This is a genomic window from Algoriphagus litoralis (genome assembly GCF_003259255.1).
In the GTDB taxonomy this organism is placed as follows: domain Bacteria; phylum Bacteroidota; class Bacteroidia; order Cytophagales; family Cyclobacteriaceae; genus Algoriphagus; species Algoriphagus litoralis.
In genome coordinates, this window is the sequence record NZ_QGOL01000002.1 from 366,541 (window position 1) to 390,643 (window position 24,103).

At 43.9% G+C, this 24,103-nt stretch carries 24 protein-coding genes; 19 read left to right on the forward strand and 5 right to left on the reverse strand.

The genetic code is table 11. The features are described 5' to 3' along the window. Positions 1–165: 165 nt before the first annotated feature. Positions 166–1,437 (reverse strand): GTPase HflX, encoded by a 1,272-nt coding sequence (hflX, locus tag DK188_RS01485; protein WP_111669369.1) that lies wholly within the window; start codon positions 1,435–1,437, stop codon positions 166–168. 204 nt (positions 1,438–1,641) lie between these two features. On the opposite strand from hflX, the gene rfbC reads away from it, so the two are divergent. From rfbC to purU, 8 genes are all read left to right on the forward strand, one after another. Then, positions 1,642–2,196 (forward strand): dTDP-4-dehydrorhamnose 3,5-epimerase, encoded by a 555-nt coding sequence (rfbC, locus tag DK188_RS01490; protein WP_111669008.1) that lies wholly within the window; start codon positions 1,642–1,644, stop codon positions 2,194–2,196. Next, positions 2,196–2,945 (forward strand): tyrosine-protein phosphatase, encoded by a 750-nt coding sequence (locus DK188_RS01495; protein WP_111669009.1) that lies wholly within the window; start codon positions 2,196–2,198, stop codon positions 2,943–2,945. Before rfbC ends, DK188_RS01495 begins: the two co-directional genes overlap by 1 nt. A gap of 9 nt (positions 2,946–2,954) precedes the next feature. After that, positions 2,955–3,908, forward strand: a complete 954-nt coding sequence (locus DK188_RS01500; RefSeq protein WP_111669010.1) for an NAD-dependent epimerase/dehydratase family protein — start codon at positions 2,955–2,957, stop codon at positions 3,906–3,908. A 162-nt stretch (positions 3,909–4,070) separates the two neighbouring features. Further along, complete coding sequence (locus DK188_RS01505; RefSeq protein WP_111669011.1) at positions 4,071–5,486, forward strand: tetratricopeptide repeat protein; 1,416 nt, start codon at positions 4,071–4,073, stop codon at positions 5,484–5,486. 109 nt (positions 5,487–5,595) lie between these two features. After that, positions 5,596–6,366, forward strand: a complete 771-nt coding sequence (locus DK188_RS01510; protein WP_111669012.1) for a phosphosulfolactate synthase — start codon at positions 5,596–5,598, stop codon at positions 6,364–6,366. Positions 6,367–6,423: 57 nt separating this feature from the next. After that, positions 6,424–7,359, forward strand: a complete 936-nt coding sequence (locus tag DK188_RS01515; RefSeq protein WP_111669013.1) for a DUF368 domain-containing protein — start codon at positions 6,424–6,426, stop codon at positions 7,357–7,359. Beyond that, positions 7,356–8,093: a shikimate dehydrogenase family protein gene (locus tag DK188_RS01520; protein WP_111669370.1), complete on the forward strand. Its 738-nt coding sequence runs from the start codon at positions 7,356–7,358 to the stop codon at positions 8,091–8,093. Before DK188_RS01515 ends, DK188_RS01520 begins: the two co-directional genes overlap by 4 nt. 9 nt (positions 8,094–8,102) lie before the next feature. Further along, a complete protein-coding gene (gene purU, locus DK188_RS01525; protein WP_111669014.1) occupies positions 8,103–8,957 on the forward strand; it encodes a formyltetrahydrofolate deformylase in 855 nt (284 codons plus the stop codon). Here the strand turns inward: purU and alr are convergent. After that, positions 8,954–10,108: an alanine racemase gene (gene alr / locus DK188_RS01530; RefSeq protein ID WP_111669015.1), complete on the reverse strand. Its 1,155-nt coding sequence runs from the start codon at positions 10,106–10,108 to the stop codon at positions 8,954–8,956. The genes purU and alr overlap by 4 nt on opposite strands. 94 nt (positions 10,109–10,202) lie before the next feature. On the opposite strand from alr, the gene DK188_RS01535 reads away from it, so the two are divergent. Beyond that, a complete protein-coding gene (locus tag DK188_RS01535; protein ID WP_111669016.1) occupies positions 10,203–10,784 on the forward strand; it encodes a DNA-3-methyladenine glycosylase I in 582 nt (193 codons plus the stop codon). Here the strand turns inward: DK188_RS01535 and DK188_RS01540 are convergent. The 3 genes from DK188_RS01540 to DK188_RS01550 all read right to left on the reverse strand — a co-directional run bounded on the left by DK188_RS01540 (position 10,781) and on the right by DK188_RS01550 (position 14,868). Continuing rightward, the gene (locus tag DK188_RS01540; RefSeq protein ID WP_111669017.1) at positions 10,781–12,310 is read right to left on the reverse strand and encodes a sodium:proton antiporter; all 1,530 of its coding nucleotides are present in this window, start codon (positions 12,308–12,310) and stop codon (positions 10,781–10,783) included. The genes DK188_RS01535 and DK188_RS01540 overlap by 4 nt on opposite strands. A 180-nt stretch (positions 12,311–12,490) precedes the next feature. Next, positions 12,491–13,717 (reverse strand): Glu/Leu/Phe/Val dehydrogenase dimerization domain-containing protein, encoded by a 1,227-nt coding sequence (locus DK188_RS01545; protein WP_111669018.1) that lies wholly within the window; start codon positions 13,715–13,717, stop codon positions 12,491–12,493. Positions 13,718–13,794: 77 nt separating this feature from the next. After that, positions 13,795–14,868: an anhydro-N-acetylmuramic acid kinase gene (locus DK188_RS01550; RefSeq protein WP_111669019.1), complete on the reverse strand. Its 1,074-nt coding sequence runs from the start codon at positions 14,866–14,868 to the stop codon at positions 13,795–13,797. Positions 14,869–14,958: 90 nt separating this feature from the next. Between DK188_RS01550 and DK188_RS01555 the strand changes: the two genes are divergently transcribed. The 10 genes from DK188_RS01555 (at position 14,959) to rsmI (ending at position 24,045) form a co-directional block, all read left to right on the forward strand. Beyond that, a complete protein-coding gene (locus tag DK188_RS01555; protein ID WP_111669020.1) occupies positions 14,959–15,675 on the forward strand; it encodes a type III pantothenate kinase in 717 nt (238 codons plus the stop codon). Next, a complete protein-coding gene (locus DK188_RS01560; RefSeq protein WP_111669021.1) occupies positions 15,665–16,948 on the forward strand; it encodes a hypothetical protein in 1,284 nt (427 codons plus the stop codon). Before DK188_RS01555 ends, DK188_RS01560 begins: the two co-directional genes overlap by 11 nt. A 93-nt stretch (positions 16,949–17,041) precedes the next feature. Further along, positions 17,042–18,340, forward strand: coding sequence for a hypothetical protein (locus DK188_RS01565; RefSeq protein ID WP_111669022.1), 1,299 nt, complete (start codon positions 17,042–17,044; stop codon positions 18,338–18,340). Positions 18,341–18,426: 86 nt separating this feature from the next. Further along, positions 18,427–18,966 (forward strand): LPS export ABC transporter periplasmic protein LptC, encoded by a 540-nt coding sequence (lptC, locus tag DK188_RS01570; RefSeq protein ID WP_111669023.1) that lies wholly within the window; start codon positions 18,427–18,429, stop codon positions 18,964–18,966. An 88-nt stretch (positions 18,967–19,054) separates the two neighbouring features. Next, positions 19,055–19,267 (forward strand): hypothetical protein, encoded by a 213-nt coding sequence (locus tag DK188_RS01575; protein WP_111669024.1) that lies wholly within the window; start codon positions 19,055–19,057, stop codon positions 19,265–19,267. A gap of 2 nt (positions 19,268–19,269) precedes the next feature. Beyond that, positions 19,270–20,553 (forward strand): hemolysin family protein, encoded by a 1,284-nt coding sequence (locus tag DK188_RS01580; protein ID WP_111669025.1) that lies wholly within the window; start codon positions 19,270–19,272, stop codon positions 20,551–20,553. An 84-nt stretch (positions 20,554–20,637) separates the two neighbouring features. Next, the gene (locus DK188_RS01585) at positions 20,638–22,746 is read left to right on the forward strand and encodes a peptidylprolyl isomerase (protein WP_111669026.1); all 2,109 of its coding nucleotides are present in this window, start codon (positions 20,638–20,640) and stop codon (positions 22,744–22,746) included. A gap of 86 nt (positions 22,747–22,832) precedes the next feature. Next, a complete protein-coding gene (locus tag DK188_RS01590) occupies positions 22,833–23,099 on the forward strand; it encodes a DUF493 domain-containing protein (protein ID WP_111669371.1) in 267 nt (88 codons plus the stop codon). Between the two features lie 11 nt (positions 23,100–23,110). Continuing rightward, entirely contained in the window at positions 23,111–23,338 is a 228-nt protein-coding gene (locus tag DK188_RS01595) for a 4a-hydroxytetrahydrobiopterin dehydratase (protein ID WP_111669027.1), read from the forward strand. Positions 23,339–23,340: 2 nt separating this feature from the next. Then, positions 23,341–24,045 (forward strand): 16S rRNA (cytidine(1402)-2'-O)-methyltransferase, encoded by a 705-nt coding sequence (rsmI, locus tag DK188_RS01600; RefSeq protein WP_111669028.1) that lies wholly within the window; start codon positions 23,341–23,343, stop codon positions 24,043–24,045. Positions 24,046–24,103: the final 58 nt, after the last annotated feature.

Below are 24,103 nucleotides of genomic sequence, written 5' to 3' on the forward strand. Positions count from 1 at the left end.
TGGCTCAAAACTACCTTTCGCACCTGCCAATACGGGGGGATTTAGACCAATGGGTCGTTCTCTTCGTTCAATAGTTCAAAAAATCGGTTAACAGGATTGATTCAAGAGCTAAAAATAGAACGCTCTCCTACCTGATAAATTAAAAAAGCTGATTTCCTACCAAATCTATTCTATGGATCCGGCTTCCGGATCTGACCATACTACATATTGGTCTTCCAAGTAGTGTGGGTAGATCTTCCGATGTTGCTTTTTTACTTCTGTCAGAAGGGCCGATCTGAATTCTTCAACATTTTCCGCCGATGCAGCCGCCATAAATACGGGTTTGATTCCGTTTTTCTTTTCATACGCATCACTCAGCGCTTTGAAATCTACATATCTCGTCTCCTGCAGTTCGTGCTCACTGATCTGCAGGGATTCTTCTTCTGAAGGCATCTGCTGTACCAAATCGATTTTATTGAATACCAACAGGACCGGCTTGTCACCTGCCTTCAGTTCATTGAGGGTCTGGGTAACTACCGCGATATGGTCCTCGAAGGCATGGTGTGATATATCCACCACGTGGACCAGTAAATCAGCCTCCCGGATTTCATCTAGGGTGGATTTGAAGGATTCGATCAGGTGAGTGGGTAATTTTCGAATGAATCCTACTGTGTCTGACAAAAGAAATGGAATCGTATCCAAGACCACCTTGCGAACAGTAGAATCTACTGTAGCAAACAGTTTATTTTCTGCCAAGATATCAGTCTTGGTGATCAGATTCATCAGCGTACTTTTGCCGACATTGGTATATCCTACCAAAGCCACCCTGACGACACCTTTTCTGCCTTTTCGCTGGGTGATTCCCTGTTTTTCGATTTCGACGAGCTTTTCCTTCAGCAAAGTGATTTTTGCCCGAATGTCCCGCTTATCTGTTTCGATTTCTTTTTCCCCAGCTCCACCTCGAGTACCTGTACCACCACGCTGCCGCTCCAAGTGGGTCCACATATTGGTCAGTCTTGGTAGCAAATATTGAAATCTGGCTAGTTCTACCTGGGTTTTTGCCTGTGCAGTCTGAGCTCTTTTGAGAAAGATATCGAGGATCAGCAGGGAGCGATCGTAGATTTTGACCTTGATCTCATTTTCTAGATTTCGCATCTGAGAAGGGCTGAGGTCATCGTCAAAAATCACCATGTCCACATCAAAGTGCTCCACATAAGCTCGGATTTCTTCGAGTTTTCCAGAGCCTACAAAAGTCTTGATGTCCGGCTTTTCCATACGCTGGGTAAATCTATAGACCGTCTTGGCACCGAGTGTTTCAGTCAAAAAAGCAAGCTCATCCAAATGCTCCTCCACTTCTTGATCGCTTTGTTGTTGACGGATCAGGGTGACTAGGATTGCAGTCTCTTCTTTTGGAGCGGTATCGTATAGTTTTTGGATTTTCCGTGAAAATTTGTTCATATCGAGTTCTATTCCGCTAAGCAACGGTCTTTTTTGGGTAAATGGTTCCTCCTGAGAATCCAGAGCGGATTTGTTCCTGCCTTTTTTGACATGAAGTACAGCACTTTAGTCGCAAAATTGGGGATAATTCCTTAAAGTAGATTAGGATAGTCAATTTGGGAATAGTTATTTTACCACTACAAGCACAAATGAAATCTTACACAAATGGCAGAGCTGCGTAGCACTCCGATAGCTGGTCTACTTGAAATCTTCCCCAAAGTATTTCACGATAGCAGAGGGTATTTCTTTGAATCTTTTCGACAAGATTGGTTTACTAAAGAAGGAATCAATGAAAATTGGGTACAGGACAATCAATCTTTTTCTCAAAAAGGGACTGTGAGAGGCCTTCACTTTCAGGTTGCTCCATTTTCGCAGGCCAAACTTGTACGGGTCATCACAGGCAAAGTACTCGACGTAGCTGTTGATGTCAGAAAAGATTCACCCACCTTCGGGAAGCATTTTTCGGCTATTTTGGATGGCAGCCTAAATAATCTGCTTTACATTCCTGCCGGCTTTGCGCACGGTTTTTCAGTTTTGGAGGATGCAATTTTCTCCTATAAGTGCTCCGATTACTACCACAAAGCCTCGGAAGGAGGAATCCTTTGGAATGATCCCGCGTTGGGGATTGATTGGCAGGTGACAGATCCGATAATTTCTGAAAAAGACCAACTTTGGATGACTTTGGAAGAATTTAAGAATCACAGTAATGGTGGTATATAATGGCTTGGTTAGACATATTTAAAAGAAAGCAGGAAGAAGTGGTGCCACTGGATCTCCGATGGCTACAGACCGACATGCATTCTCATCTGATTCCGGGTATCGATGACGGATCCAAATCCATGGAGGAATCGATTGACTTGATAAGACGATTGGCGGATTTTGGTCTGAGCAAGATTATCACGACGCCACATATCATGTCGGAGTATTATCGAAATACGCCTGAGATCATCCTAATGGGTCTGGAGGACCTTCGAAAATCCGTAAAACAAGCGGGAATTTCCATTGAAATCGAAGCGGCCGCAGAATATTACATGGATGAGATTTTCCTCGAAAAAGTAAAATCAGGCGAGCAAATGCTCACCTTTGGGGATAACTACATTCTAGTGGAGACGGGTTTTATCAATAAACCACAGATGCTCCTGGATATCATTTTTCATCTGGAAATGGCTGGATACAAACCGATTCTGGCCCATCCGGAACGCTACCAATACCTGCTGATGGACAAAAAACTTCAGGAGGAGCTCTTCGAGCGAAAGTTGCTTTTCCAAGTCAATCTCTTGTCACTTACAGGATTTTATTCCAAGCAGGTCAAGGAGTTTGCGGAAATGCTTGTAGAAAAAGGTGTTGTGGCACTTTTAGGAACCGACTGCCACAATGCCCGTTACCTCGATATGCTTGAGAGCCTTCCCAAGCATCAAAAAATTTATGAGAAAATTCAACATCTCGATTTAATCAATACCCGGCTCTAATTTCTGATTATGAATATTTTGGTCACCGGCATTACCGGCCTATTTGGTAGCCATTTAGCACGGGAGTTTGGCCAATTGGGTAAAATTCATGGACTGAAGCGAGAAAGCTCTGATCTGAAACTGGTCGGTGACTTGGACGTGCACTGGCATGTTGGGGAATTATCCGATATGGAATTTTTGGTGGACGCTCTCCGTGAGATAGATCTGGTGATTCATGCTGCAGGTCTGGTGTCTTTCTCGTCTAAAGACAAGGAAAAACTCTATGAAGTAAATACCACCGGCACTGCAAATCTGGTCAACGCTATGCTGGTATCCGGAGTTAAAAAGCTGGTTCACGTGAGTTCCGTGGCAGCCATCGGACGCAGCCCTGAGCATTTGGAAATCGATGAGGAATACAAGTGGACGGAATCCCCTCTGAATACGGAATACGCCGTCTCAAAGTACTGGGCCGAGCTTGAAGCATGGCGGGGAGAGCAGGAAGGACTCGAGTTGATTGTAGTCAATCCTTCAGTTTTGCTGGGAAAAGCAAGCTATGGCAAAAGCAGTACAGCCATTTATTCCTTCGTTTTAGAGGAAAATACATTTTTCCCAAAAGGAAATGTGAATTACCTGGATGTCCGGGATGCAGCAAAAATCACCCGATTGCTGGTGGAAAAAGGAGCTTGGGGCGAACGGTTTATCTTGAATAAGGAAAGCATCCCGTATGAGACTTTTTTTCGGGAAATAGCTACTGTATTCAATAAGAAGGCACCCTCCATCCCACTGCCCAACTGGTTGGTAGGCCTTGGATCCATGGCCACCACAGTTTTGAGATGGGTTGGATTGACCAAAAGTCCCCTGAATAGACAAACTGCCATGCTTGCCCAACAGAAGACTAAGTTTGATAATTCGAAAATTCAGAATCTACTGGGCTATAGCTACCAGACTCTGACCGAAAGTCTGGAATGGGCCAAAGAGGACTGAAATAAACTAATTTTTGCAAGTCATCGTTTATCCGATGATTGCTGTCTAGACAATCCATTTCCCTTAGAATCTGAAAATTTCTTAAGCGAAAGAAAATTTAAACACCCTGTATTTTGAGATACCTCAATTTTTGGTATCTTAAATAAACCATAACATCACCGAATGACGGGAGATCACGACCACGACTGGGAAGAGGATAAAAAACTCGTTGAGCGATTTGAGAATTCCCTGAAGTCCAACTTGGACCTCTATTTTGAAGAAGAAGAATTGGAGGACATCATCCGCTTCTACTTTGATCAGCAGAAGTTTCTCAAGGCCCTGAGGGCGGCAGAATATTCCCTGGAAAAGTTTCCCTTTTCAGTGGAAATTCGTCTGCTCAAAGCACAATGTCTGATATTCAACGATGAGTTGGAAGAGGGCTTGGGTATTTTGGAAAATCTCAATAACCTGTCTCCGAATAATGAGGACATCGTCTTGGCCCTAGCCAATGCACAGATCCTTGCGGGAAATCACCAGGATGGAATTGAGCTATTGGAGAATTATTTGCCCATGGCAGAGGATAAAGCAGAGGTGTTTTATTCCCTCGGAAATCTCTATCGTGCCAAAGGTGACAATGCCAAGGCAAGCGATTATTTCAAAGAAGCCGTAAAAAACAGAATCAACCACGAGGACGCGCTTTTTCAGCTGGCGATGATTACTGAGGAAGAGGGCTCCTTTGACGAGATTTTACAGTTTTACCAAGAATTTATTGATCAGGATCCCTATTCCGCAGGAGCTTGGTACAATTTGGGCGTGGTGTACAATCGACTAGGCCGCTTCGAAGACGCCATTTCCGCCTATGAATACGCGTTAATCATAGACGATGCGTTTGCCTCAGCCTATTTCAATATGGGCAATTCCCTGATGAATACCCATCAATATGAAGCAGCCCTGGAGGCCTACCAGAATACCATCAACTGTGAAGGGGTCAATGCTGAAAACTGCTGCTACATGGGCGCCGCGTATGAAAAACTGGGTAAAATCGATGAAGCGTTTAAGTATTTTAAAAAGTCTGCAAAACTGGACGAGGAATACGATGATGCCTGGTTTGGACTAGGTATGTGCATGTTGAAAAAGGAGAAATTTTTTGAAGCGATTCACTATTTCAAAAAAGCGCTCAACCTGAATAAAGAAAATGCAAACTTCTGGGTAGGCCTGGCAGATGCCGAGTTTAATCTAGGAAATATGCAAGCCAGCTCGGAAGCGTATGAAGAAGCCATCAATCTCGAGCCGGGCATCATGGAGACGTATGTGAACCTATCTGTGATTTATTTTGAGCAAAACCGCTTTGAAGAAGCAGTGGATGTCGTACGAGAGGGAATCGAAGAAGCTCCAGAGGAGCCGGAACTCTACTACAGAATGGTAGTTTATCTGGTAAAAATGGGCAAATACAAAGATGCGTTTTCATATTTAGAAAATGCGTTAACTTTGGACTTCGATAAGCATACCATCTTGTATGAACTGATGCCTGAGTTAAAAGAACAAAAGGCCATCTACAAGATCATCGCTCAATATCGGGATGATCATTCCCTGCTCTAAACTTTAAAACCTGGCAAATGAAATCAAGCATGTCAAAAAAATCACACCCTGTGATGATTCTCCCGCATGCGAGATTCCATGTAGCCTTTAAAAATCAAAACATAAACACATGAATTATGTGCTAAAGAATATCCCTGTGCGGACTAGCAAGCCTCGTACCACGGGATTTACTATGGCTATGGACAAAGGTCTTAGCCTTCGGGAAACCGAGGATTTTGTAGACAGCTGCTCTGATTTTGTTGACATAGTCAAATTAGGATGGGCGACGTCTTATGTGACTAAGCATCTCAATGAAAAGTTGGCGGTGTATAAGGCTGCTGGAATCCCGGTCTATCTGGGAGGTACACTTTTTGAAGCCTTTATCGTCAGAGGTCAATTTGAAGACTATCAGCGCGTATTGGATAAATATAATCTGGAATTTGCGGAAGTTTCTGATGGGTCTATTTCCCTCAACCACGACAAAAAGTGTGAATATATCTCCACACTTGCCAAGCAAGTCACTGTACTCTCTGAAGTAGGTTCTAAAGATGCTGCCAAAATCATTCCCCCGTACAAATGGATCGAGCAGATGCAGACTGAACTGGCCGCAGGTGCATGGAAAGTAATCGGAGAAGCGAGAGAGGGCGGAAATGTTGGTCTATTCCGGGACTCTGGAGAAGTCCGTCAGGGGCTGGTTGAGGAAATTCTCACGCAGGTGCCTGAGGAAAGAATCATCTGGGAAGCACCTCAAAAATCTCAACAGGTTTGGTTTATCAAGCTATTGGGCGCAAATGTAAACCTAGGAAATATCAGTCCTTCAGAGGTGATCCCCTTGGAAACAATCCGACTTGGTCTTAGAGGAGATACTTTCGATCATTTCTTGGGAGAAATCAAACTCTAACAAAATCAAAATTCAAACGGGGCTGATCGATTTATCGGTCAGCCTTTATTTTTGGCTATGAACTCGATAAAAAAGTATGCCCTGACTTACTTCAAAGGTATGGCAATGGGTGCAGCAGACATTGTCCCAGGAGTTTCGGGGGGATCAATTGCCTTGATTGCCGGAATATATCAGGAGCTTTTGGATAGTATCAATTCCATCTCAGTCGCCAATTTTAAGCTACTTCTCCAAGGAGAACCAAAGCGCTTCTTCAAAGCGGTGAATGGGTCTTTTTTGCTAAGCTTATTCTTGGGGATTCTCACCAGCATTTTTGTGCTGTCCAAGCTGATTACCTATCTGATGGAGGAGCATCCGATTCCCTTGTGGTCTTTTTTCACCGGTCTGATTTTAGTCAGTGCATTTATGATTTTGAAAGAAATCAAAAGATGGCACTTGGGTGTAGTTTTGGCCATTCTGATCGGAACTGTTTTCGCGTGGTGGGTGACTAATTTACCTCCCACCACCACACCGGATGCTTTGTGGTTTACATTTCTGTCAGGTTCGATTGCGATTTGCGCAATGATCTTGCCCGGGATCAGCGGAAGCTTTATTCTGTTGATATTGGGACAGTATGAGGGGATTCTTCAAGCAGTGACGGAGCGTAATTTTCTTAAGCTTTTTGTCTTCGCTGCCGGATGTATCGTGGGGATTCTTTCTTTCAGCAGATTGGTTTCCTGGCTGCTGCGAAAATACTATTCCATTACCATAGGCCTACTTTCCGGATTCATGCTTGGTTCTGTCAATGAACTCTGGCCCTGGAAGATCGTGACCTCTTGGAGGACCTCTTCCAGTGGGGAACAAAAGCCCTTTCTCACGGATAACCTCCTGCCGGCAGACTATTTGGCACAGGTAGGTGAGCAGCCGCAGATTCTAGCAGCTGTTCTGGCTTTTGCTTTTGGGATTATCCTCGTGCTCTTTATTGAATGGCTGGCTTCCAAACTGATGGAATCATGAGGAAATTTGGTCTTATTGGCTTTCCCCTGACACATTCGTTTTCGAAAAAGTATTTCACAGAAAAGTTTGAAAAAGAAGGCATTGTGAATTGCCAGTTTGAGCTCTATGAGATTCCGGATATAGGTGATTTTGAATCTGTTTTGAAGGAAAATCCTGGACTAGAAGGCATGTCTGTGACCATTCCGTACAAACAGGATGTAATTCGCCTACTCCATGAGTTGGATCCAGCCTGTGAGCTCATTGGCGCTGTCAATTGCATCCTAATCCGTAACGGGTACCGAAAGGGCTTCAATACCGATTATATCGGGTTTAAGGAATCCTTGAAAAACTGGCTTGGAAGTGATATTCCCAAAGCGCTGGTACTGGGAACAGGAGGTGCATCAAAGGCTGTAAAAGTCGCATTGCGAGATCTTGGAGTGGATTTTCTTTCTGTATCCAGGAGCCCGAGAGAAAATCAAATCACCTACGATGATTTGAAGCAGAATCCTGCTTTTCTTCAAAACTTCCCGTTGATTATTAATACTACTCCTTTGGGCACTTTTCCCAAAACAGAAGAAATGCCTGATATTCCTGTAGAAATGCTGAATTCCAATCATCGCGTGTATGATCTGGTGTATAATCCTGCCGAAACGACACTGATGAAAGCCTGCATTCAAAAAGGAGGAAATGCCAAAAATGGTATGGACATGCTTGTACTGCAGGCCGAGGCGGCATGGACGATCTGGAATTCCTAAATTGGGGTTATGAATAAGGCTATTCTACTCATTCAATGTCCGGATCAAAAGGGAATTGTTGCCGCAGTATCCAAATTTTTATATTTCTATAATGGAAACATCCTCGAGGTCGATCAGCATGTGGATGAAGAGATGGGACTTTTCTTCATGCGGGCAGCGTGGGAACTGGATTCTTTTTCTTTGACAAAAGATGAAATTGCTCCGAAATTTCAAGCAGAGGTAGGACTAGGATTTGGAATGGAATTTAAGCTTTATTTCAACTTTCCAAGACCAAGAATGGCAATTTTTGTAAGCAAACTTTCGCATTGCCTGTTTGATATTTTGGGAAGACATCATGCAGGTCAGCTTGAAGTGGATGTTCCTTTGGTGATATCGAACCATAACGAACTCCAGCCTATAGTGGAGGCGTTTGGGATTCCGTTTTATCATGTACCGCTCACGGCTGGAAACAAGGCTACCGCTGAGGCCCGGCAGCTTGAATTATTGAAAGTACACGGAGTGGATTTTGTTGTTCTTGCACGGTACATGCAGATTATCTCGGCGGAGTTTATCAGAAATTTTCCGAATCGGATCATCAACATTCATCATTCTTTTTTGCCGGCTTTTGTAGGAGCTAAACCCTATCATGCTGCTTATGAGCGGGGAGTAAAAATCATCGGGGCGACGGCTCATTATGTGACCGAAGAACTCGACGCGGGTCCGATCATCGAGCAGGAAGTAGCCCGGGTAAGACATCACAATACCATAGCAGAGCTTGTGCAGATTGGCCAGGATGTGGAGAAAGTCACCCTGTCCAAAGCCATTAAATATCATATCGACCGAAAAGTGATGGCTTTTCGAAACAAGACGATCATCTTTTACTAGTCCACGATGATCCGCGGAATCTGGGAAGGTAATCTGGTCAGCATTTCATAGTTAACTAGATCTGAGGTTTCTGCAAAAGACCCTACAGTAATCTCATTTTCCCCTTGATTGCCTATTAAGATTACTTCTTCGCCAGCTTGGGGATGGATCAAGTGGCTCACATCGACGGCCACAGCATTCATATTGACCGTACCGATGACGGGGCAATATATCCCAGAGATCAGCACCTGACCGTGGTTACTAAGGTTGCGACCGTATCCATGAGAATAGCCAACTGGAATAATCGCTAGCATCATGTCATTATGAGCTTGATAGCTTTTGCCATACCCGACATAATCGCCCGCGTTCACTTTTTTCAGACTCATGATCTGGGTTTTCCAAGTTAGAAGCCGCTTCAATGGATTGCGGTTTTCAGGTAGAAGTTGGTTTTTGATCAATTCGAAAGTCTCTCGTGTCGGCCAAAAGCCATATCCGGCAATTCCCACTCGGACTAGGTCCATATGAGTTTCGGGAAAAAGCAAAGTTGCCGCTGAGCAGGCGGTATGCAGCCGTTCAAAGTGAAGATTGTTTTGGCTGAAAAATCCCTTGTATCGTTCAAAATGCGCAATCTGTGAGAGTATTCGGGTATGGTTTTGAGCGCTTTCGGCGCCGGCAAAATGGGTACAGAGCCCTTTTAATTCCAAATGTGAATGATTGTCCTGAAGGAGTTTCAGAAGTTTCTCGCGATCATCCCATTCAAATCCAGTTCTGCGAAAGCCAGTTTCTACCTCCACATGAATTTTAGCTTTCTGTTTCAAGGTTTTTGCTGCTTCGATGGCCTGTTCCAGTCGCTCAAAATCGAAAACGAAAAATTGGATATCCAAAAGTATCAAATCTCGAATTTCATCCAAATGAAGCATGCCCATGATCATGATTTCACGAGGTTGCGAACTATTTTTCAACACCTCCCTCGCTTCGTCAGAACTGAAGGTGCTGAAATGGTGAACCCCAGCCTGTTCTGCTATGGGTACCAGTTGAGCTATTCCGTGGCCGTAGGCATTACCTTTGACCACCGCGGAAATCACCGGTTTTACACCAATTCTGGAGCGGATAAATTCAACATTTTGTAGGTATGCGCTGGTACTGATTTCCAAACTGGAGGTATGATGCATTTAATTCGGGTATAATTTGAGTAGAAGTTAAACCGGTGAAGGTTCTTATCCCAATTCTTGTTTAGTTTTAAAAGGCGCTAGTTAAAAATCCTCTATGACTGATTCTAAAACAATAAATCGTTGCCCCTGGTGTTTGGGTTTTCCCGAATATATCCAGTACCATGATACCGAATGGGGAGTTCCGGTCTACGATGATCGGGTTCATTTTGAATTTTTAGTCCTTGAAAGTGCACAAGCAGGACTGAGTTGGGCTACGATTCTCAAGAAAAGGGAAGGATATCGTAAGGCCTTTGCGGATTTTGATTACCGGGTGGTGGCAGAATTTCCTGAAAGTTATGTTCAGGAATTGCTCCAAGATTCGGGAATTATCCGGAATGTGTTGAAAATCCGTGCAACCATCAACAATGCGCAGTGTTTTATCAAAGTTCAGGAGGAGTTTGGTACCTTCTCAGAATACATCTGGGGATTTGTTGGGGGAAAACCCATCCAAAATTCCCTCCGCAACATGGGTGCAGCACAAGCCACGACTCCCGAATCAGATCGACTTGCTAAGGATCTCAAGAAGCGAGGATTCAAATTCCTCGGGAGCACCACCGTCTATGCGCACATGCAGGCCACAGGATTGGTAAATGACCATTTGGTCGACTGCTTTAGGTACCGGGAGCTTAGCCCTTAGGCAAAAGCAAAGAATACCAACCAAATAAGGAATAAAATTGGAAGAAGGATCGGAATGGTGAAGCGGATCAAATATCCAAAGAATGATGGCATTTTTACCCCGTTTTGCTCAGCAATTGACTTTACCATGAAATTTGGGCCATTGCCAATATAGGTCATTGCTCCAAAGAAAACAGAGGAAATCGCAATTGCCATCAACTGGAACGTAGTGTCTGAATCATTCATGCTGTTGGCGGCAAATTCCCGAACCTCAGCGATGTTGTTGATACTTGCTCCTTCAGATGCCATGGCTGCTGCCAAGAAATTTAAGTAAGTCGGCGCATTGTCAAGGACTGCAGATAGTGTCCCTGTACCCCAGTAAAGCGTATTCACAGTGATCATCTCAGCACCCTCAGGAGATTTGGCGAAGTTTCCGACCAGCTCCAAAGCAGGCATCATGGTACCGAATATCCCCACGAAAATAAAAGCTACCTCACGAATGGGTTCAAAGTTGAATTCATTACCCTTGAGCGCTCGTTGATCCGCAAACTTGTAGGAGAAGAATGCCACCGAAAGCATGATTATTTCACGGAGGTAGGAAAACTTCTGACCGTCATACACTATTGCAGGTACACCTTCGATTACATTTGGATCTAGGAAAACTGCACAAATGATCACGAACAACCAACCGAAATTCTTGATTCCCACCATGGAAAACTTGTTGGTATAGGTGATGACCTCTGTGAATTCGTCCTCCTCCAGCTTGCCAAATCTACGGTCTACGAAATAAAATATCACTCCGAGCAAGGAGAGTGCAAGCGCCCATGCAGGCCAGTTGTGCTCAATAGTCCAAAAGAAAGGAACCCCTTTCAGAAAGCCTAAGAATAAGGGAGGATCCCCAATCGGGGTCAATGAACCCCCGACATTACTCACCATCAAGATGAAGAATACGACATGGTAGGCTTGAATATTTCCTTTGTTCAGACGGATGAAAGGTCTGATCAAAAGCATGGAAGCACCCGTGGTACCTATCAAATTAGAAACCACTGCACCGATCAATAGCAAAGAAACGTTAGCAAGCGGGGTAGCTTTTTTATCAATTTCTATCAGAATTCCCCCGGAGGCTACATAGAGAGAAGCCAAAAGGGCTATGAATTGGACATATTCGGCCAGGGCATGAACTGGGCCGTGTACATTTCCCAATACAAATAAGTAATACAGCACCACCAAAGCGGCAAAACCGACCGCAATTTTAGGGTAATTGTGATGCCAAAAGTGCTCATAAAACAAGGGACCCGTGGCAATCATCAAAAGAAGGGTAATAAATGGAATTACTAGCCAAGTCGGTGCAGTATGGCTATCATGTCCCTCACTTTCCGCATGGTCTGCTACTGAAGTTGCGGAATCATGGTCTTGATGATTTGTTTCAATTTGTGCTGTGGCCTCCGTTAAATTTTCTGCCGAAAGGGCGAAAGATTGTGTTGGCTCAAGTAATCCAAAAAATAAAATTCCGAAAAGTATGGATAGACTTATAAGATATTTCTTCATTTGGTCGATTTGGTATGCTGGGTCTTGCTCTCCGGAAATTTAAACAAATTTTAATCGGCTGCCTCAGGGTTAAGCGGTTTACTAAACTACAGATTTTGATGTAAACAGACCAACTTCTGGAAGTAGCCGGGCCGGAATTCACGAAAAATTAATTCCAAACCCGGTTCTTTTTCCCCGCTTTTACACGAGTTGTGTCAATGCTATTTTAAAGGAAGTTTGGGCCAGTTTAGTTTTTTCTGGATTATCTAAATGTGTTTTTTTCAGTGCTTCTTTGATTGTCGTAGAAACATCCGAGAATATCGCCTCATCTGTGACAGCTGCATCATCGCTCATTAGGTACGCAAATACCCTTGCCATGCCACAGTTTGCAATGAAATCAGGGATCAACGCTACTTTTTCATCAGCCCAGACACCAATCGGACCAAAGAAAATCTCTGAATCGGCAAAGGGTACGTTGGCACCACAGGAAATCACCTCCAATCCCGCAGCGACCATTCGGGATACCTGTTCTTGCGTAACGAGGCGAGAAGCGGCGGCCGGAATGAAGATTTCGCTGTTTAGATCCCAGATTTTGGCATTCACCTCATCAAAAGGGATCAAGTTTTCCGCCACGAGTTTGTTGCCGTTTCTCTTTACAAACAGTTCACGAATCTCGTCCAAACTGAATCCGGATTCATTGATCAAGCCTCCTTCCCGGTCGATGATCCCGACTATTTTCACTCCTTCTACAGCCAGAAAACAGGCGGCGGCAGCACCTACATTCCCCCAACCTTGGATGATGGCACGTTTCCCACGAATGTCACCACCCCAGATGGAATAGAAATGACAGGCCGCTTCTGCCACACCATATCCTGTGATCATGTCGGCTACTGTGTATTTTTTTGTTCCGTTAGGGGTGAAGTTGGGGTCTTCCAGTACTTTGGATACGCCCTGTCTCAGTTGCCCTATTTTCCGGATTTTTTGTGGTTCATTGGCATGAAAATGTCCGTTGACAATTCCCTCTTGGGGATGCCAGAGGCCATAAGATTCGGTAATCGGGATTACTTCATGGATTTCGTCCACATTTAGGTCTCCTCCGGTACCGTAATAATTTTTCAGCAGTGGCATCACCGCCTTGTACCAGCGTTCTAATACTCCGGCTTTTCTTGGGTCAGCCGGATCAAAGTTGATTCCCGATTTGGCTCCACCGATTGCAGGTCCAGAGACGGTAAATTTCACCTCCATCGTTTTGGCAAGGGATTCTACTTCCCGCTTATCCAGTCCTTTGCGCATTCGTGTTCCTCCCCCGGCGGCTCCTCCTCTGAGGGAATTGATCACAACCCAGCCTTCAGCTTCAGTTTCCGAATCACTCCACTCAAAAACTATTTCAGGTTTTTTATTCTCAAATTTTTCCAGCAGGTCCTGCATTTTTTTCTTGGGTTTATATTTGGCCCCAAAAATAGAAAAAATTGAATGTGCTACTCAATGGACCTGTGACAAAGGGTTTATCCGTAAATGGTCCCACCGCAGTTGTCTCTGGAGGAGCCTGTCACAGATGCCAGGCAATTGTTTTCGCCTCTTAATCTCAACAGACCCAAAAAAGCGAAGATCAATGCTTCCTTAAATTCAATCAACTCCGAATCAGTCTCCACCCTTTTCCAGCTTTTTCTGAGGTAATGATCCAATCGCTGGATAAAATAGGCATTGTAAGCCCCACCTCCCGTAAGAAGAATGGATGGAGTTTTCTTGGTTGAAAAAGTTCTGATTACCCCCCCGATCTGAAAGGCAAAGTGCTCCACCAAGGTACTCAATGCATCGGCTGGACTCAAGCCAGACTCTCGGATGAGTGGCGTAAAGACTTGTTCCATGTCCTCTCTGCCCAAAGACTTCGCCTGGTTTTTTGAATAAAAGGGAATTTCATTCAGTCGCTCAAAAAGCGTCAGGTTGACCTCCCCACTTTGAGCGATTTTTCCCTCATTGTCATAAGATTTGCCGAGTTTTTGTGCTTCTGCATTAAGCAAAAGGTTAAATGGACTGCAGTCAAAGGCAATTCTCTGTCCATCTTTTTCCATGGAGATATTGGAGATGCCTCCCAGATTGATGCAAAAATCCACCTCGGGAAAAAGCAACTGATCTCCGATGGGAACCAAAGGTGCACCCTGCCCTCCCAACTGTACATCCAGCATTCGGAAATCATTGATCACTTTGTAGCCAGAGGTCTGATGCAGTGCCCAGCCGTTGCCGATTTGAAGGCTTAGCCTGTTTTCGGGCTGGTGAAAAACTGTGTGTCCATGCGAGGCTACAGCATCAGGTTCCAATTGGTGCTTTTCACAAAATGTCTTGACCTGTCTCCCCATCCATTGCCCAAAATCCACGTCTAATTTACAGATTTCCAGCCCACTAAGTAGATGGGCTTCAGAGAGTTTCTTTCCCAGATTAGCGGGAAAAGAAACTGTCTCAGTCCGATCAATTCGGAATACCCAGCGGCCTTTCCATTCAAAGTGAACAAAAGCTATATCCAAGCCATCGCCTGAAGTGCCAGACATCAATCCGATCAAATGGTAGTTAGTTGGGTGCATGGGTTAAAGATTGTTAAGTAGGCAGACAGATCAAAGATAATTTTAAGCCGGGAAAAGTCTCCCTTTCAATAATGTCTAATTTGCATGCCAATGAAAAATCTGGTCATCGATATCGGCAACTCCAGGATCAAATCTGCCCTTTTCGAAGGAAAGGATCTGATCGGGGATCATAGTTTTGAGGATTTCGATGCCGCCCTTAGGTTTTGGGAAGCAATGGATTTTCAAGCCTGTTTGGTCAGTTCGGTTCGATTTACCCAAGAGGAATTGGCTGAAAAAATCTCGTTTCCCTTTGTCTTTCTAAGTCATGACAGCCATTTGCCAATTCTCAACGGGTATTCCACCCCGAAGACCTTGGGATTGGATCGGATCGCAGCAGCGATTGGAGCGTGGGATTTGGCGGGAAAAAAATCTGTCTTGGCCATAGATTTGGGAAGCTGCATTACCTATGAATGGGTGGATGAGTTGTCCATCTATCGGGGAGGAGCGATCAGCCCAGGGCTTCAGATGCGCGCCAAAGCGATGAATTCGTTCACAGCCAGGCTACCTTTGGTGGCTTTGGATCAAAAGCCGGAGGATGCACTTGGTAACTCCACGGTCAGCTGCATGCAGTCGGGGATTTGGTATGGAGTGGAGTATGAGCTTTTGGGTCATATTGAGGCCTATCGTCTTAAAATTCCTGAAATTAAGGTATATATCTGCGGCGGTGATTCCCTTTCTTTTGAATCATTGGCAAAAGACCACATATTTGTAGTCCCAAATTTAGTCCTTCATGGATTGAATTGTATTCTAAACCACAATGTCGAGTAAAAACCTCTTTAAGTCCTTGGGCCTGCTATGCGCCCTTTTGTTGTTTTCCAAGGTCAATGCACAGAATAGTGCCTCCACCTACAGCGCGCTGGGGATTGGTGAATTTAATTTTTCCGGACTTACCCAGAATCAGGGTATGGGAGGAATGGGGATCAGCTATGGTACAGGATGGCAGGCAAATAATGTCAATCCGGCGATCACGACCCGAAATACCATTTTTAACTTTCAGGCTGCACTAAACTACAAATCCATCAACGTCAATAACGGAACCGAATCCTCAAATGTGGACGGTGGTGGACTTTCCTACATTGCGCTTTCTTTTCCAATCAAGCAGGGGAAATTCACTACAGGTATGGGGCTAGGTCAGATCACAAGTGTGAATTACCGACTCCGGGTAGAGAGTACAGTGAACAATGCTGAGCTAAAAGCCAACAATTTCCTTAGCGGCGACGGAGGGATTTCTGAAGCCTACCTCAATTTTGGCTATCTCTTGGCCAAGAATCTAAGTATCGGTTTTCACGGTTCTTATCTTTTTGGGTCTACGATCCGATCCAATCAATTATTGATCACAGGGGAAGAGGGTGTAGAAGTGGGAAGTGCCTCGGAATACTATGAGCGATTGACCGTATCGGATGTGGGATTCAAAGTCGGGGCACATTATATGATCAAGGCCTCAGAAAAAAGCAACATTCATATTGGCGCCATTTATCAGAAATTTGGGGACATTAATGGAACTGGGTTTGCAAAACTGGCGGGGATTGGCCAAGCTAGCGACCCGGACTCAGACGGAGACCTTATTGCCAATGATGTGCAGGGTAGCGTGTATATCCCAAATCGATTTGGATTTGGATTGACATTTGAAAAAATGAATAAATATGCCGTTGGGATAGAGGGACAGTTTCAGGATTTTACTTCCTATCGTAACTTCTTCGGGGACCCACTGGATCTTCAGGCCGCCAAAAAACTGGCTGTAGGATTTCAAATTGTGCCCGATTACCTGTCTTTTGACAATATCTTTCAGCGATCTACGTACCGGATTGGAGTGGAATGGATGCAGACTCCTTATTTCCTAAATCAAACCAATATCAATGATATTGGACTGTCTCTGGGAACATCCATCTACCTAAATCAGTTATCAATGGTAAATATGGCCTTGAAAGTTGGGCAAAGAGGAACACTCGATGCTGGGCTAATTCGGGAAAACTACGTAAATTTCACGCTTGGTTTTTCATTGAACGACAACAGCTGGTTCTACAAACGTGTGTTTGAATAACAAATTTTAAGAAATCAAATCAAATCAAGGCCTAATCCTTGTACTACTGTAACTGGAATCAAACCAAAGAAACCGAATAAAACCTTACTGAATATGAAAACAAAATCAACACTACTCGCTATGGCAGCTTTGCTGCTATCAGGGTTGGTTCAGGCACAAGATTGGAACTGGCCTGCTGATCCTGCTCAGGAGGCAAAAGCCCGCGAGCTTAATGCTGCCTATACTGATTACATGAAGTCTGAGCAATTTATTGAAGCGACCAAGCCCTTGAATTGGCTATTGGTGAACGTTCCTGAATTGAATGAGTCTATTTATATCAATGGTGTCACTGTATATAAAGGCGCTGCTGATAAGACTACTGATCCAGCTCAAAAACTCGTCTACCAAGATAGTGTCATGGCGATCTATAATAAGAGAGGTGAAATCTATAAGAATGAACCTAAATGGATCGAGAATAAGGCTTATTATGGCTACCAGTTTTTCAAATCAGATAAAACTAGAATTCCTGCAGCCATCGCTGATTTCGAAAAGGCAATAGAAACTAACGGAAACATCAATCACCAATTGGTTGGAGCATATTTTGATTTGATTTATAGAAACAATGCTTACAACAAAGCTTATACAGGTGAGCAGGTTCTAGCTAAGTATGAAATGGCCAATGACTTGTTGAATAAATCTGAGGCAGAAGGTAAAGATGTGACAAGTTCTAGAAGTTTGCTTGAGCAAGTATTGGTAAATATGGAGTTGATCGATTGTGATTTTATCGAAAACACCATGGGTCCTAAGCTGGCTGCAGATCCAACCAACGAAGAACTGGCTAATCAGATCTTTAAGTATTCTGTACAGTACAAGTGTTTTTCTTCCAATTCCTTCATGGCAGCTTTGGAATTCATCGATTCCAAAAACCCGACCTTTGCAACATCCCAGGTAAGAGCTATGAAATATATGGCAGCCGGAGAGTTTGACAAAGCTGAGCCTGTACTGGCCAAAGCCTTGACTATGGCTGAGAACGACAAGCAAAAGGCCGAAGTACAAATGGAAATGGCAAAAATTCATACGCAAGCCGGAAGAAAATCTGAAGCAAGAGCTGCTGCAAGAGAAGCCGCTTCATTGGATTCAGAGCTTACCGCCGCTGCCTATTCCTTGATCGGTGACCTGTACATGTCCTCTTTTAACCAGTGTAAGGGTGGAGAAAGCCGGGCAAAGGATCAATCAATCTACATCGCAGCTTACAATGCGTATCAGAAAGCCGGTGATTCCAAAGGTATGGGAAGTGCAAGATCCAGATTCCCATCTAAAGAGGAGTTGTTTACCGAAGGACTTCAACCAGGTACATCTATCAGCACAGGATGCTGGGTAGGGGAGACGGTGACCTTGGCTACAAGAGATTAATTTTCAAAATTTCATACGAAAGGCAGTCTAGTTGGACTGCCTTTTTTCGTTAAGTTGAATTCATTCTATTCATTTATCTTTGTCCCGTGAGTAAGCTTCGATACCTTTTTATCCTGTGTTCCTTAGCGGTATTTTCCTGTCGGGAAAATGTAGATCCGGAGGAACTCAAGGTTTACGATGGACCGATCAATTCTGCCGTGAATATCTTGCTGGTCCAAAGTGATTCTGCCATTATTCGATCAGAAATCACCGCTGCCCTTCAATTGGAATTTTCCAATGGAAATATCGAATTTCCGGAGGGAATCGAAATCAAATTTTTCACCAAAGAGGGAGAGCTGGAGACTACGATGAAGGCAGACCGGGGATATTTTAGTCAGAGTGAAAACCTCTACCGGGGCGAAGGAAATGTGCAGATCCAGAACCTAATCAAAGATCAAAAGCTGCAAACGGAGGAAATTTTTTGGGACCAGCCTGCCAAAAAAATTTACACAGACAAGTTTGTCACCATCCAAGAAAAACAAACCCTGTTTAACGGGACAGGTATGGAAGCTGATGATAGTTTTTCAGATTATACGCTGAAACAGGTACGGGATAGTAGGACGCTTTTACCCGGGGAGGGAATATGATACCTAGCTATTCGAAAGTGAAAAAAATAACAAGGATTGATATCCGCTTGGGATTTAATCTATCCTTTACTTATCAATCGGTAAATCAATGAAATTAGCAGATGTCTTGATTCTCTCTTTGGCTTTGGCATTCAGTATTATTGGGATTCACCAAAGTATGACCGTTGGAATCGGAGGATCCTACTTTATTTTTATGTTTGCAGCGGGCTTGTTATTTTGGTTCCAGCTTCGTCGCAACAAGCGATTAGAAGCAGAAAAAGAGCAGTCAGCCAGACCAAAACAAAAGAAGAAACAACGCTAAAAATGGACACCACGTATTTATTTTATGTCGTTGTAACTTTGCTTTTTTCGGGATTCTTCTCAGGAATCGAAATTGCCTACATCTCTGCCAATAAACTCCAAATTGAGCTTCAAAGTAAACAAGGTCTACTGAGCGGCCGGATCCTTAGCCAATTTGTGCAGAAGCCAGGACAATTTATCGGCACCACCCTGATCGGCAATACCATCATGCTGGTTCTTTATGGTATCTTCATGGCTTTCCTGCTGGAGCAGCCTTTGAGAAATTTACTGCCGGCCTCAGTAAACAATGAAGCTTTTGTTTTACTATCTCAGACTGTAATCTCCACCATTATCGTGTTGATTACCGGGGAATTTCTCCCCAAAAGCTTTTTTATGCTGAACCCCAACAGCATGCTTTCGCTCTTTGCATTGCCGTTTTTTGCGATTTATGCGGTGATGTATCCGATAGTTTGGCTGATCGTTGGCCTTTCTAGGCTATTCATCACCAAGGTGCTCAGACTGGAGTACAACGAAGAAAAGCCGGTTTTCAATGTAACCGATCTTAATGCTTTTATTAAAGAGCATTTTCGTCAGGCAAATTCCAATCACAAAAAGATGGAAATTGATTCCAAAATTTTTGACAACGCAATCGAATTCAAAACTGTCCGAGTGAGAGAATGCATGGTTCCACGCACAGACATAGTCGCCGTGGAAGTGGAAGACAGCATCGGTGATCTCAAGGCGGTGTTTGAGGAGAGTGGGCATTCGAAAGTCATTGTCTACCGGGAGACTATCGATGAGGTAATTGGCTATTGCCATCAGTTGGAGCTTTTCAAAAAACCAAAAACCATAGAGGAAATCCTCACTCCAATCATTATTGCTCCGGAGTCTGCGCTTGCCAATGAACTGTTGATTCAATTTATTCAAGAGCGAAAAAGCTTGGCTTTGGTCGTGGATGAGTTTGGAGGGACCAGTGGGATCGTATCAATGGAAGATATTATTGAAGAAATTTTTGGAGAGATCGATGACGAATATGACAACGATGATCTCGTAGAGCAACAGATCGCTGAAGATGAATATTTGCTCAGTGCCCGTCATGAAATTGATTATCTCAACGATAAATATGGTTGGGATTTGCCCTATGGAGACTTTGAGACCTTATCTGGTCTGATTTTGTCTTTGACAGAAAATCTCCCCAACAAAGGGGAACATGTCACTTTGGGAAGGTATACCTTCACTATCATGACCAAACTGGCCCATCGAATCGAAACTGTACGGCTGAAAATCAGTGAATCAGACCAAGGATAGCATTGACTTTGTTCGGGGGTAAATTTTGAATTTCGCCCGTAATGCTATTATTTTGCGACACTTCTAAAAAGCGTAGTATTAAAAATGGCGTTAATTAAACAAATAAGACAGCGGACAGGTCTCGCAATCGGTGTAATCGCCGGCGGGTTGATTTTATTCCTTCTTGGAGGAGATCTATTGAGTCCAAATTCCAGTCTGCTCAATTCCAATCAAAATATCGTTGGGGAAATCGCGGGTGAGGAAATCACGCTTGAAGAGTATTCTCTCAAAGTAGAGGAATTCAAGGCAATGTTTCAGCAGCGTACCGGCCGTGTTGCCTCAGAGCCAGAGATGGTTTCAGTGAGAGAGCAGGCTTGGCAGGCGATGATTGTAGAGCGGGTATTCGATGAAGAATATCAAAAGCTTGGCCTTACTGTATCCAGCGACGAATTGGTCGACATGGTACAGGGCAAAAACATCGTGCCCGAGCTCAGAGCTCAGTTGGTCAATCCACAGACAGGTCAGTTTGATAAAAATCAATTGATTTCTTTCCTTCAAACTCTGGAAACTGCAGACCCGGCACAGCAAGCAGGATGGGCACAACAAGAGCAGCTATTCGCGCAGTCTAGACAGCGTGTGAAGTATGACAATCTCTTGGCGACTTCGGAATATTTTACCACAGCTGAGGCGAAGTTTGAGCACAAAGCTGCGAATACCATTGCAGATGCGTCTATTCTTTTTGTCCCTTACTATGTAATTCCTGACGGAGAGGTGAAAATCGAAGAGAAAGATTTGACCGCCTATTTGGATAAGAATCAAGAAAAATTTAAAGTAGGTAATACCGCAAATTTGGAATATGTCTCGTTCAGCATTTTGCCTAGCGGTCAGGATTCTGCAGAGGTCATTTCGACCATCAATGCTTTGACGGAGGAATTGAGAACTTCTACGGATGATTCTTCATTTGTAAGCCGAAATTCAGAGCTCACTACTCCTTACTTGACTTTCAGGCCAGGCGACGAGCTTCCGACTTCCCTTACCTCCAATGTAGCAGAACCGGTAAAAGGGGAAACTTACGGACCGTATGTTACTGCCAATTCCAGCTACGTGACTTTTAAAGTCTCAGATCAATACGAGGGTACTCCTAGAATGAGAGCTTCACATATCTTATTCAGTACAGAAGGAATGGACGAGGCTGGCAAAGCCGCTGTTAAAGCGCAGGCTGAGGAAGTCTTGGCAGATATTAAGGCCAATGGAAACTTCGAAGTTGCTGCCAGACAGTATGGGCAAGATGGCACGGCTCAGAATGGTGGAGATTTGGGATGGTTTGCCAAAGATGACTTTGTAGAGCCTTTCGCTACTCCAGTTTATGCAGCTAAATCTACCGGTCTTTTGCCAAATGTCGTAGAGACTGAATATGGATACCACATCATTCAGGTCACCGAAATGCCAAATTCCAAATACACCAAATTGGCTATTCTGGAATTGGAATTGGTAGCTTCAGATGCGACGAGAAATGAAGCCTTTAGGAACGCGGACTCATTCGCTGCTGAAAGTGGAAACCGAAATGAGTTTACCGAAAATGCAACCGAAAAAGGATACCGCATCCTCCAGGCAAACAACGTAGACGCAACTTCCAGAAATCTAAATAACCTTCAAAATGCTCGTCAGGTAGTAATCTGGGCTTTTGGTGAAGGTTCTCAGGGAGAAGTATCTGAAGTTTTTGAATTGGACAATGCCTACATCGTTGCGACGCTTGTGAGCAAAAAAGAAGAAGGAAAAGCCAAGCTTGAAGATGTAAGAGAGCAAGTCGAGCAGCAAGTCCGTAACGAAAAGAAGGCAGCTATGATTGCCGAAAAACTGGCTGGAAAGAATACCTTGGAAGAAATGAAGGCTGTATTTGCAGATGCATCAGTCAACGATATTCCAGACCTTAGATTGAGCACCTCGGTTATTCCTGGTGTTGGATTTGCTCCTAAGGCAATCGGATCTATTTTTGGACTCCAGAGTGCGGGACAGGTTACTAAGCCTATTCAAGAAGATATCGGAGTTCTGGTCGGAAGATTGAACTCAATCACACCAGCAACTGAAATCGGCGATTATACCTCCTATCAGGCTCAATTGAGTCAGGCAGGTTCTCAGCGAATGACTTATTCGATCATGATGGCGCTTCAGGATCTGGCAGATGTGAAGGACTACCGATATAAATACTTCTAAAAATATCCAATCAAAAGGAACCCATGTCGGACGGCATGGGTTTTTTTTGTGACTTTATTACTGAAAATAAAGCAGTAAGTTTGAGTATGAAGAGCAATTTTGACAGAGCATCATTTAAGGAAAAGCTTGAATCCTCGGGAGAGTTTCCGATGTTGTACATGTTCAAATTCATTGTGCCAAATGGGAAAGAAACTGAGGTAGGTGCCTTGTTTCCCAAAAATGAAATTTCCCTGAAGCCTAGTTCGGGTGGGAAATATGTCAGCACAACAATACAGGCAATGATGGACAGTGCAGATCAGATTCTTGATCTATATGAACAGGCCTCAGCTATTGAGGGAGTCATTTCACTTTAAAAGAATAAGATATGTGGGTTGAAAAAGACAATAAATTAACAAAGTCTTTCAAGTTTAAAGATTTTCAGGAAGCGTTTGCATTCATGACACGTGTGGCTTTTTTGGCAGAGAAGCTAGACCATCATCCCAACTGGTCCAACGTTTACAATACGGTAGAGATTGAACTCACGACGCATGATAAGGGGAATACCGTGACCGAAAAAGACCGTAAATTGGCCGAAGCTATCGATCAGATTTAAGAATGAGTGAATCTCCAATCAGCCTTTACCTTGTTCCAACACCAATTGGGAATCTGAAAGACATCACCCTCCGGGCCATCGAAGTGCTCAAGTCAGTGGATGTGATCTTGGCAGAAGATACCCGCACCAGTGGAATTTTGCTAAAGCATCTGGAATTGTCCAAGCCACTGCAGAGCTACCATATTTTCAACGAACATAAGGCTGCCGAAAAACTGGTGGAGCGGATGAAGCGAGGAGAAATCTTTGCCTTGGTCAGTGATGCCGGTACTCCGGCGATTTCCGATCCTGGTTTTCTCTTGGTCAGAGAGGTGATCGCCGCCGGTTTGGAAGTTCAGTGTCTGCCCGGACCTACAGCCTTTGTCCCTGCATTAGTCAATAGCGGACTTCCCAACGATCGATTTGTCTTTGAAGGGTTTTTACCGCATAAAAAGGGTAGAAAAACCAGAATTGACGCTTTGGCGGAGGAGACCCGCACCATTATTCTTTATGAATCTACACATCGGCTGATGAAAACCTTGGAGCAACTCTCAGAGGCTTTTGGGCCCATGAGACAAGCCTGCGTCTCTAGAGAGCTGACAAAGCTCCATGAGGAAAATATCCGTGGCTCCCTTTCTGAGCTGATTGAATATTATCAAACGAATTCACAAAAAGGGGAGATCGTAATTGTAGTAGCAGGGAAGTCTGAAAAACGCGAAGCAAAGGACTAGCCGATCCGATAAATAAATTGAAGGTATTTCAAGTTTAAATTAAATAATTAATCAATTA

Bases quoted from the DNA above. Each gene is read 5' to 3' on its own strand.
- hflX (WP_111669369.1), bottom strand. From the start codon at position 1,437: ATGAACAAATTTTCACGGAAAATCCAAAAACTATACGATACCGCTCCA.
- rfbC (WP_111669008.1), top strand. From the start codon at position 1,642: ATGGCAGAGCTGCGTAGCACTCCGATAGCTGGTCTACTTGAAATCTTC.
- DK188_RS01495 (WP_111669009.1), top strand. From the start codon at position 2,196: ATGGCTTGGTTAGACATATTTAAAAGAAAGCAGGAAGAAGTGGTGCCA.
- DK188_RS01500 (WP_111669010.1), top strand. From the start codon at position 2,955: ATGAATATTTTGGTCACCGGCATTACCGGCCTATTTGGTAGCCATTTA.
- DK188_RS01505 (WP_111669011.1), top strand. From the start codon at position 4,071: ATGACGGGAGATCACGACCACGACTGGGAAGAGGATAAAAAACTCGTT.
- DK188_RS01510 (WP_111669012.1), top strand. From the start codon at position 5,596: ATGAATTATGTGCTAAAGAATATCCCTGTGCGGACTAGCAAGCCTCGT.
- DK188_RS01515 (WP_111669013.1), top strand. From the start codon at position 6,424: ATGAACTCGATAAAAAAGTATGCCCTGACTTACTTCAAAGGTATGGCA.
- DK188_RS01520 (WP_111669370.1), top strand. From the start codon at position 7,356: ATGAGGAAATTTGGTCTTATTGGCTTTCCCCTGACACATTCGTTTTCG.
- purU (WP_111669014.1), top strand. From the start codon at position 8,103: ATGAATAAGGCTATTCTACTCATTCAATGTCCGGATCAAAAGGGAATT.
- alr (WP_111669015.1), bottom strand. From the start codon at position 10,108: ATGCATCATACCTCCAGTTTGGAAATCAGTACCAGCGCATACCTACAA.
- DK188_RS01535 (WP_111669016.1), top strand. From the start codon at position 10,203: ATGACTGATTCTAAAACAATAAATCGTTGCCCCTGGTGTTTGGGTTTT.
- DK188_RS01540 (WP_111669017.1), bottom strand. From the start codon at position 12,310: ATGAAGAAATATCTTATAAGTCTATCCATACTTTTCGGAATTTTATTT.
- DK188_RS01545 (WP_111669018.1), bottom strand. From the start codon at position 13,717: ATGCAGGACCTGCTGGAAAAATTTGAGAATAAAAAACCTGAAATAGTT.
- DK188_RS01550 (WP_111669019.1), bottom strand. From the start codon at position 14,868: ATGCACCCAACTAACTACCATTTGATCGGATTGATGTCTGGCACTTCA.
- DK188_RS01555 (WP_111669020.1), top strand. From the start codon at position 14,959: ATGAAAAATCTGGTCATCGATATCGGCAACTCCAGGATCAAATCTGCC.
- DK188_RS01560 (WP_111669021.1), top strand. From the start codon at position 15,665: ATGTCGAGTAAAAACCTCTTTAAGTCCTTGGGCCTGCTATGCGCCCTT.
- DK188_RS01565 (WP_111669022.1), top strand. From the start codon at position 17,042: ATGAAAACAAAATCAACACTACTCGCTATGGCAGCTTTGCTGCTATCA.
- DK188_RS01575 (WP_111669024.1), top strand. From the start codon at position 19,055: ATGAAATTAGCAGATGTCTTGATTCTCTCTTTGGCTTTGGCATTCAGT.
- DK188_RS01580 (WP_111669025.1), top strand. From the start codon at position 19,270: ATGGACACCACGTATTTATTTTATGTCGTTGTAACTTTGCTTTTTTCG.
- DK188_RS01585 (WP_111669026.1), top strand. From the start codon at position 20,638: ATGGCGTTAATTAAACAAATAAGACAGCGGACAGGTCTCGCAATCGGT.
- DK188_RS01590 (WP_111669371.1), top strand. From the start codon at position 22,833: ATGAAGAGCAATTTTGACAGAGCATCATTTAAGGAAAAGCTTGAATCC.
- DK188_RS01595 (WP_111669027.1), top strand. From the start codon at position 23,111: ATGTGGGTTGAAAAAGACAATAAATTAACAAAGTCTTTCAAGTTTAAA.
- rsmI (WP_111669028.1), top strand. From the start codon at position 23,341: ATGAGTGAATCTCCAATCAGCCTTTACCTTGTTCCAACACCAATTGGG.